The sequence below is a fragment of the Nocardia nova NBRC 15556 genome (assembly GCF_001613005.1).
GTDB classification, from domain to species: domain Bacteria; phylum Actinomycetota; class Actinomycetes; order Mycobacteriales; family Mycobacteriaceae; genus Nocardia; species Nocardia nova.
This window is the reverse complement of sequence record NZ_BDBN01000080.1, coordinates 38,345-44,501: the sequence shown is the minus strand read 5'-3', so window position 1 is coordinate 44,501 and position 6,157 is coordinate 38,345. Positions and strand designations below refer to the sequence as shown.

The 6,157-nt window shown below is 69.2% G+C and carries 7 protein-coding genes; 1 reads left to right on the top strand and 6 read right to left on the bottom strand.

Features of this window, described 5'->3' with window-relative positions; translation table 11 throughout:
- The 6 genes from NN2_RS27595 to NN2_RS27570 all read right to left on the bottom strand — a co-directional run.
- The coding region (locus NN2_RS27595; protein ID WP_063017229.1) for a hydrogenase maturation protease at window positions 1-409 on the bottom strand (409 nt) is incomplete at its 3' end.
- Window positions 406-1,698, bottom strand: a complete 1,293-nt coding sequence (locus NN2_RS27590; protein ID WP_063017227.1) for a Ni/Fe hydrogenase subunit alpha — start codon at window positions 1,696-1,698, stop codon at window positions 406-408. The genes NN2_RS27595 and NN2_RS27590, both read right to left, overlap by 4 nt.
- Window positions 1,682-2,455, bottom strand: a complete 774-nt coding sequence (locus NN2_RS27585) for an NADH-quinone oxidoreductase subunit B family protein (protein WP_063017225.1) — start codon at window positions 2,453-2,455, stop codon at window positions 1,682-1,684. Before NN2_RS27585 ends, NN2_RS27590 begins: the two co-directional genes overlap by 17 nt.
- Entirely contained in the window at window positions 2,455-3,264 is an 810-nt protein-coding gene (locus NN2_RS27580) for an FAD/NAD(P)-binding protein (protein WP_063017237.1), read from the bottom strand. The genes NN2_RS27585 and NN2_RS27580 overlap by 1 nt, the downstream gene beginning before the upstream one ends.
- Before the next feature lie 41 nt (window positions 3,265-3,305).
- Window positions 3,306-3,815: a Crp/Fnr family transcriptional regulator gene (locus NN2_RS27575; RefSeq protein WP_063017223.1), complete on the bottom strand. Its 510-nt coding sequence runs from the start codon at window positions 3,813-3,815 to the stop codon at window positions 3,306-3,308.
- A complete protein-coding gene (locus NN2_RS27570) occupies window positions 3,802-4,932 on the bottom strand; it encodes a 4Fe-4S dicluster domain-containing protein (RefSeq protein ID WP_063017235.1) in 1,131 nt (376 codons plus the stop codon). Before NN2_RS27570 ends, NN2_RS27575 begins: the two co-directional genes overlap by 14 nt.
- A gap of 349 nt (window positions 4,933-5,281) precedes the next feature.
- On the opposite strand from NN2_RS27570, the gene NN2_RS27565 reads away from it, so the two are divergent.
- Entirely contained in the window at window positions 5,282-6,085 is an 804-nt protein-coding gene (locus tag NN2_RS27565) for an SAM-dependent methyltransferase (RefSeq protein ID WP_227463014.1), read from the top strand.
- Window positions 6,086-6,157: the final 72 nt, after the last annotated feature.

Below are 6,157 nucleotides of genomic sequence, written 5' to 3'. Positions count from 1 at the left end.
CCGCCGCTACCGGGCCGGACAGGCCGACACCCGGATCGAGGCACTGTGCCTCGACCGCGACGACGACGAGTTCGGCCGGGGCCCGGCCCAGGACTCGCGCGAGCGGCAGCGCGTCCGCAACGCCGAGCGCGTGCGAACCGGCGGCGCGAGGGCACCCGCGCAGGTCCTCGACCGTGGTGCGCCACACCCGCCCGGGAGCCGGGGGATCGCAGCGAACCGCGTCCACGACCACCGCGAGCTCGAGACCGGCCCACAGGTCGAGAAGGCCGGTGGGTTCGCCGTCACACTGCGCCACTCTGACGGCGGGGATGCGCAGCGATTCGAGGCGACGGGCCACGGCGGGGCCGATGCCGTCGTCGTGGCGGTAGTCGTTCCCGACGCCGATCACCACGGCCCGCGGTCCGGTCATCGGCGGACCAGGTCGAGCTCGAGGAAGTGCGCCGAGCAGGAGATGCACGGGTCGTAGTTGCGGATCGTGCGTTCACACAGGTGGGTGAGTGCCGCATCGTCCAGTCCGAGGTTGGCCTCGACCACCCGGCGCAGGTCGTCCTCGATCGCGGCCTGATTCTGCGAGGTGGGCGGAATGATGGTGGCCGCGCCGACGACTCCCGCGTCGTCGGTTTCGTATCGGTGGTAGAGCACTCCGCGGGGAGCTTCGCTGACGCCGTGGCCGACACCGGCACGCGGCCGCGCCGGGACCGCCGGTCGCGCGGGTCGCTCGTAGTCGTCGATCAGCCGGAGCGCTTCGTCGAGGGCGTAGACGAGTTCGACGGCGCGAACGAGGATGCTGCGGAAGGGGTTACGGCACCGCGCGCGCAGGCCCGCGGCCGCCGCGACCTCGCGGGCCAGCGGTGACAGCTGCGCGGAGTTGAGGCTGTAGCGGGCGAGCGGCCCGGCGAGGTAGCGCCGGCCGTCCAACCGGGCGTGCAACGCGGTGGAATGCGGCACCTGCCCTTCGACGACGTGCGCACCGAAATCGGCTGCGGTGAACGAGGTTCCGGTATCGCTGCGCAGGGTGCCGTCTTCGATGGCGTACCCGTCCGGCGCGGTGAGGGCGAGCAGGTCGTGGTCGAGTTCGAGGTCGGGAAAGTCGAATCCCGCGGCGAATGCGGCGGTCTCGACGGCGTAGTCCCGCGCGCGACGCAGCTGTTCGGCGATCGGATCGAACCGGGCCCGATCCGGTACCGCGTAGAAGCCGCCGATCCGGACGTTGATCGGATGGATCGAGCGACCCCCGACGAGTTCGAGCAGGCTGTTGCCCGCCTTCTTCACCGCCAGACCGTGTTCCACCAGTTCCCGGTGGTCGGCGGCCAGCGCGACGGCATCGGGATAGCCGAGGAAATCGGGCAGGTGCAGCAGGTAGATGTGCAGGGCGTGGCTGGAGATCCACTCACCGCAGTACAACAGCCGCCGCAACGCCGCCAGCGGCGCGTCGAGGCGGATACCGCAGAGTTGTTCGAGTGCGTTACACGCGCTGGTCTGATAGGCCACCGGGCAGATTCCGCAGATGCGGGCGGTGAGATCGGGCGGCTCGGTGTAGGCCCTGCCCCGCAGGAACGCCTCGAAGAACCGTGGCGGCTCGTAGATGTTCAATTCCGCGCGGGTGACCTTGTCGCCCTCGACGACGACCCGCAGGGCTCCTTCGCCCTCCACCCGAGCCAGCGAATTCACCGTCAATCGCCTACTGCGGTGGCTCATCTCGCCCCCTTTCCGCGAACGGCGGTGCGGCCGCGGCGAATGTGGCGAACACTCGATCGACATCGTCGTAGGACATGCCGTTGACGCGCAGGATCGGAAGCAGCGCACCGATATTGGGGCGGGCCATCGGCCCGAAGCATCCGAAACAGCCGCGGTGATACGACGGGCACAGGGCGCCGCAGCCGGCCTGGGTGACCGGGCCCAGGCACGGTATGCCGTCGGCGACCATGACGCAGGTATTGCCGCGGCGCTTGCATTCGGTGCACACACTGGTGTCGGGCAGATCGGGTGCGCGACCGGCCAGCAGGGCGCAGAGGGTGTCGAGGAGCTGGCGGCGGTCGATCGGGCAGCCGCGCAGTTCGTAGTCCACTCGCACATGCGCGGCGATCGGGGTCACGGTGTCCAGCGTCGAGATGTACTCCGGGCTCGCGTACACGATCGAGGTGAAGTCGCCGATATCGGCGAAGTTGCGCAGTGCCTGGATGCCGCCGTGGCTCGCGCAGGCGCCGATCGTGACGAGAATGCGTGACTGCGAACGGATTTCGGCGATCCGATCGACCTCTTCGGGCGTGGAGACCGATCCCTCGACCAGCGACACGTCGTAGGGCCCGGGTTCGACCGCACTGGACGCCTCGGTGAAATGCGCGATCCGGATCCGGCCCGCGAGCGTCAGCAACTCGTCCTCGCAGTCCAGCAGGGTGAGCTGGCAGCCGTCGCAGGAGGTGAACTTCCATACCGCGAGTGTCGGGACGGTCATCACAACTCCCGTACCGTCATCAGCGGTCCGGCCACCGCGTAGTCGACGACGGGACCGTCCCGGCAGATCAGTAGCGGCCCGAGCTGGCAGTGGCCGCATCGGCCCACGCCGCACTGCATATTGCGCTCCATCGACAGCCGGATGTCGCCGCGTGCCACGCCGTGCCGAATCAGCGTCTGCGCGCAGAACCGCATCATCGGTTCCGGCCCGCACAGGAATGCGGTGGTGCGCGCGGGATCGACGACGAGCGCGCGGAGGGGTTCGGTGACGAAGCCGACCCTTCCGGTCCAGCCGGGAGCCGGGTGATCGACGGTCCGGTACAGCTCGAGCCGGCTGTCGGCCTGCCATGCGCGCTGATCGTCCCGGAAGAGGGTCTCACCGGGGGTTCGCGCGCCGGTGATCAGCACGATCCGGCCGTATTCGGCTCGCCGCGCCAGCGCCTCCAGCACGATCGGACGCAGCGGCGCCATCCCGACTCCGCCGCCGACGACGACCAGATCGCGGCCGACGGCGGAATCGAGATCCCATCCGGTGCCGAACGGCCCGCGCACCCCGACCACGGCACCGGGCGGTGAGTCGTACAGCGCGGCGCTCACCGCACCGACCGAGCGGATGGTGTGCTCGAGGAAATTGTCTGCGGCACAGGGATTTCCGCTGACCGAGATGGCGATCTCGCCCACCCCGAATCGGTAGAGCATCATGAACTGGCCGGCCCGGAACCGTTGTGCCGCATCAGCTATCGGGGCGAGGACCAAGGTCGCGGTATCGGCGGTCTGCGCGATGCGCTCGACCACCCGATAACGGAGCATGGTGTCCGGGTCGGCGACCACGGCGGCGGCCGGCGCGCTGCTCACCGCCCACCTCCGCTCTCCCCCCGGCGCAGCGGGGCGGTCGTGGCCGCCTCGCCCGGATTGCGGTAGAGGTTCAGCAACCTCGCCCGGGTGGCCTGCAGCCGCTCCACCAGCGCCTCGAAGAGCAGCAAGGTGAGCGTGTAGCCGAATTTCGGGTCGGCATCGGCGATGTCGGCCAGGCGGGCCGCATCGAATTCGATCGCCTGCACGGGCTCGGTGGTGACGGCGCCGAAATGCCAGCGGTAGGGAGGCACGAGCCATGACCATCCGAGCAGATCACCGGGTCCGAGGGTCTGCACCACGAAGGGCTCGCGGCCGGGAAGCGTCGCGTCCACGGCTACACATCCCGATCGGAGGAGCCAGCATCGGTCGGCTCGGCGGCCCTCCGTGATCAGCCGCTGCCCGGCGGGATAGCGGACGTTTCGCCCGGCTTGCGCGAGCGTGCCGAGTTTGCCGCGGTCCAGCGTGGCGAGCGGCGCGAAGGCGGACAGTTCCTCAGCGGTGGTCATCCTCGCCTCCTTCGGCCGTTTCGGCCAGGCGGGCGACCTCGACGGTCAGGTCGATACCCGCGGGGCACCACGCGATGCAGCGTCCGCACCCCACGCAACCGGAACTGCCGAATTGGTCGTACCAGGTACTCAATTTGTGGGTCAGCCACTGCCGGTACCGGCTCTCTCCCGACTGCCGCACGCTGCCGCCGTGCAGATGGGAGAAGTCGAGTTCGAAGCACGAGGCCCACCGCTCCCAGCGCTCGGCATGTGTGCCGGTGAGATCGGTGACGTCCTCGGTGGTGGTGCAGAAACAGGTGGGACACACCATGGTGCAGTTGGCGCAGGTGAGGCAGCGGCTCGCGACGTCCTGCCAGTGTGGCGATTCGCGGGAGCGGCGAAGCACGTCGCGGACATCGACATCCGGCATGCTGCGTCCCATCCGGTCCGCCGCCGCCGCGACCTCGGCTCGCGCCGCCGATATCTCCGCCTCCGAACTCGGTTCGCCGACCAGTTCGGCGGCGATGCGCGCACCCGCCTCGGTACCCACGTCGACGAGGAACCGGTGCCCGGTGTCGTCGATGCGTTCGGTGAGGGCGAGGTCGTAGCCGGAGGACACGTCCGGACCGGTGTGCATCGATGCGCAGAAGCACACGCCGCCCGGCTCGGTGCAGTTCACGCCGATGATGAACAGCTCCCGGCGCCGCGCCGCGAACGCCGAGTCGGGATGGGCGCCGCCGCCGAGCACCTGCCCGAGCACGCCGATCGCGGCCATATCGCAGCCGCGCACTCCGAGAAATGCGGTCGGCGTCGGAATATCCTGCACCGGTTCGGAATTCAGATCCGCGTCGAACCGGGCGATCCGGCGATGAGGCGGCTGGAGGAATTGTTTCCACGATCCCGGGCCGGCCGAATGCGAGAAGACGGCTTCGTCGTCGCGCCGGAACAGCCGATATCGCCCCGGCTCGGTGTGCACACCCCAGCCCCCGGGCAGCCGGGCGCCCGAATCGAGCTCGTCGAGGACTATCGCCCCATCGCGGACCTGCGGGCCGATGACCCGGTATCCGTGCTCGACGAGGACGGTGACGAGCCGATCCAGGCCCGCCCGGTCGATCGTCACGTTGTCGCCGATGGTCATGTGGAGCCTCTGTTCGCCGCAGAGTCGGTATTCGTCGCCGGTTCGCATTCCAGCCTCGTCGCGGGGGTGCCCGACCGGGAGCGCCGAAGGTCCCGGCCGGGGGGCCGGAAGGCCCGAATCGGATCCATCCACGGCAACCGGCGCCGTTGTCCTCGGTGGTCCACGGCGCCGGATCGTCGACCGGCCGGGCCACGAGATCGCCGAGAACCGGATTCGCGCCGAGGGTGCCGGGTAGACTTTCGCCGCGTGCGGGAATCGGCCTCGGTCGCCGATTCCCGTTGCCCGCAACACGTTCGACACGGCACTCCGCATATCGCCGTTGCCGCTTCGTCTCGGAAAGGATTGCGACGTGGAATCCGGCTCCCCTGTCGACCTGCGACAGAACCAGCCCCACACTGCCCGCATGTACGACTACTACCTCGGCGGCCAGGACCACTACAGCGCGGATGCGGAAGCGGCCGAGAAGGTCGTGGCGACCTGGCCCGGAGTGCGGGTGGCCGCGCAGCAGAACCGGGCGTTCATCCACCGTGTGACACGGTTCCTGGCGAACGCGGGGATTCGTCAATTCCTCGATATCGGAACGGGTATCCCCACCGAGCCGAATCTGCATCAGGTGGCCCAGCAGGTCGCCCCCGACTCGCGGGTCGTCTACGTCGACAACGATCCGATCGTGCTCGTCCACGCCCGGGCGTTGATGATCAGCTCCCCGGAGGGACGCACCAACTACATCTCCGCCGACGTCACCACCCCCGAAGCGATTCTCGACGCCCCGGGATTGCACGAGACGCTGGACCTGACCCAGCCGGTCGCGGTCAGCCTCAACGCGCTGATGCATTTCGTGCCCGACGAGCACGGCGCCTACGGGATCATCGAGACGCTGATGAAGCGGTTCGTGCCCGGCTCGTACCTGGTGATGACGCATGTCACCCCGGACTTCGATCCGACGGCGATAGCGACGGTGGTCGAGATCTACCGCCGCAGCGGTCTGCCGTGCCAGGTCCGCAGCCGCGACGAGTTCGCGCGCTTCTTCGACGGCATGGAGCTGATCGAACCGGGTGTCGAGGTGCCGCACCGCTGGCGCCCCGACGGTGTCGCACCCGCGAAGAAGATGGACGTGCAGGTGTCCGCCTACGCGGCCGTCGCACGCAAGTAGCCCGGTCCCCGCATCGCCCGGAACAGGCTGTGCCGCAACCGTTTCGGCGGCAGCTGCTCCCGAACGCCGTCC